Annotated in this window: 1 protein-coding gene; it reads right to left on the bottom strand. The window is 56.9% G+C overall.

Features of this window, described 5'->3' with window-relative positions; translation table 11 throughout:
• Positions 1–272: 272 nt before the first annotated feature.
• Positions 273–2,000, bottom strand: coding sequence for an elongation factor EF-2 (locus CW742_RS11320; protein ID WP_292420456.1), 1,728 nt, complete (start codon positions 1,998–2,000; stop codon positions 273–275).
• Positions 2,001–2,009: the final 9 nt, after the last annotated feature.

The raw sequence follows: 2,009 nt of genomic DNA, 5'->3' as shown, positions 1-2,009 counted from the left end.
GCTCGCGTGCAATCGCGATCGCTTCGGGCAGTGCCCGGTGCGGGCGGGCCGTCCGGATCATGCTGCACGCTCCTGCTTACCAGGAAATATTTGTTGGAAAATTTGGCATTCAAACATGGAATAAAATAATTAGGATAAATTTTGTTAAATAATTATTTGATTGCAAGAGTTCATGTTTGATCCGCCAGCTTAGGAAAATGATGCCGCTTCAGCAGCGTGGTAATAATCGTATTGAAAAAAAGGGACTGGGTAATGGGTGTTTTGGGACTGTTCTATACTGCGAGGTAATCGTTGGGCTGGGGCATCTGTTCCTTTAAGCCCTTCCGCTTGCGGATACCGACAACGACTTCCTTGACCATGTTGTTCGGGACGAGCTCGAAGCCTGCGAACTCGGTGTTCCACATGGCACGGCCTTCGGTTGCTGACCGGATATCACCGGCAAACCCGAAGAGCTCGGCAACCGGTGCCTTACCGGTAACGGAGATGGTGTCTCCCTCGCTCTGCATGTCGAAGACCTGGCCGCGCCGGCCCTGGATCTGGGAGGTTGCTGCACCCATCTGGTCCATCGGGACGGTGATCTGGATCTTCTGGACCGGCTCTAAGAGCGAGTCACCGGCAATCAGCATGCCGCCCTTGATGGCGCCACGGACTGCAGGGATGACCTGCGCGGGACCGCGGTGGATTGCATCCTCGTGGAGCTTGACATCGGTCAAGACCATCTTGAGGTTCTGGACCGGCTCGTCTGCGAGCGGGCCGCCGGCGAGTGCTTCGCCGATACCCTCGATGATCAGTTCCATGGTCTCGTTGAGGTACTGGATACCCTTGGTCATGTCGATGAGCATGTTGGTGCCCTGGATATCCTTGACACTCTTTGCCTCGTCCTTGTCCATGCCTGCCTTGATCAGGACATCACGGCGCTCGAGAGCCTGCTGGTTCATCGAGACTTCGCCGGACTTGATCAGGGCGACGATCTCATCGGGGAGGGGTGAGAGGGTGAAGTAGAACCGGTTGTGGCGGTTCGGGGACTTGCCTTCGACATTTTCCACCATGCCGGTGACCGTCTCACGGTACACCACGATCGGCGGGGAGGTGATGATCTCGACACCCTTGTCGCGCTTGATACGACCGGTGATGATCTCGAGGTGCAGTTCTCCCATACCGGCAATCAGGTGCTCGCCGGTCTCCTCGTTGATGGAGATGGAGAGGGTCGGGTCTTCCTTGGCTACCTGCCGGAGCACTTCAACGAGCTTGGGCAGGTCCTTCATGTTCTTGGCCTCGACCGCAACGGTCATGACCGGTTCACTGTAGTGCTTGAGCGACTCGAACGTCGTCATCTCGAGCAGGTTCGTGACCGTGGAACCGACAACTGCGTCCTTGAGACCGGTAACCGCTGCAATGTTGCCGCCGACAATTTCCTCGACTTCGACACGCTTGGGGCCCATGAAGATACCGACCTGCTGGAGACGGTTCTCCTTTTTGGCAGAGCCCATCACATAGAGCGTGTCACCGCGCTTGAGAGAGCCGGAGAAGAGACGCCCGGTGGCGACTTCGCCTGCATGGGGGTCAAAGGAGATATCGGTGACCATCAGTGCAACCGGACCCTTCGGGTCGCAGTCGATCATGGCCTTTCCTTCCTTAGACTCCTTGTCGCCGTGCCAGATGACCGGAATACGGCGTTTCTGTGCATCGAGCGGGTTGGGCAGCTTGTTGACCACGATATCCAGGAGAACCTCCGAGAGCGGGCTGTTCTTTGCCAGGAATTTCATGTCACCTGCGCGGCACTTCTCGTACACGACCTTGAACGAGATCCCGCTCTTCTTCATGAACGGGACGGAAACTGCCCAGTTGTAGAGTGCGGAGCCGAAGGCAACGTTGCCGGCGCCGGCATCGAGCTTCCAGCCGTTGTTGTAGGCCTCTTCGTTCCTTCCCCGGTGGTAGTGTTTTACGTCGTCGGTGACCTTTCCGTGCTGGATAGCCGTCACAATAGCGTACGCCTTCATGGTCTATGC

It is taken from the genome of Methanoregula sp., assembly GCF_002835825.1.
Lineage (GTDB): Archaea > Halobacteriota > Methanomicrobia > Methanomicrobiales > Methanospirillaceae > Methanoregula.
Note: the sequence above shows the minus strand (reverse complement) of the source record. Positions and strands in the feature narration are given on the sequence as shown.

Bases quoted from the DNA above. Each gene is read 5' to 3' on its own strand.
- CW742_RS11320 (WP_292420456.1), bottom strand. From the start codon at position 2,000: ATGAAGGCGTACGCTATTGTGACGGCTATCCAGCACGGAAAGGTCACC.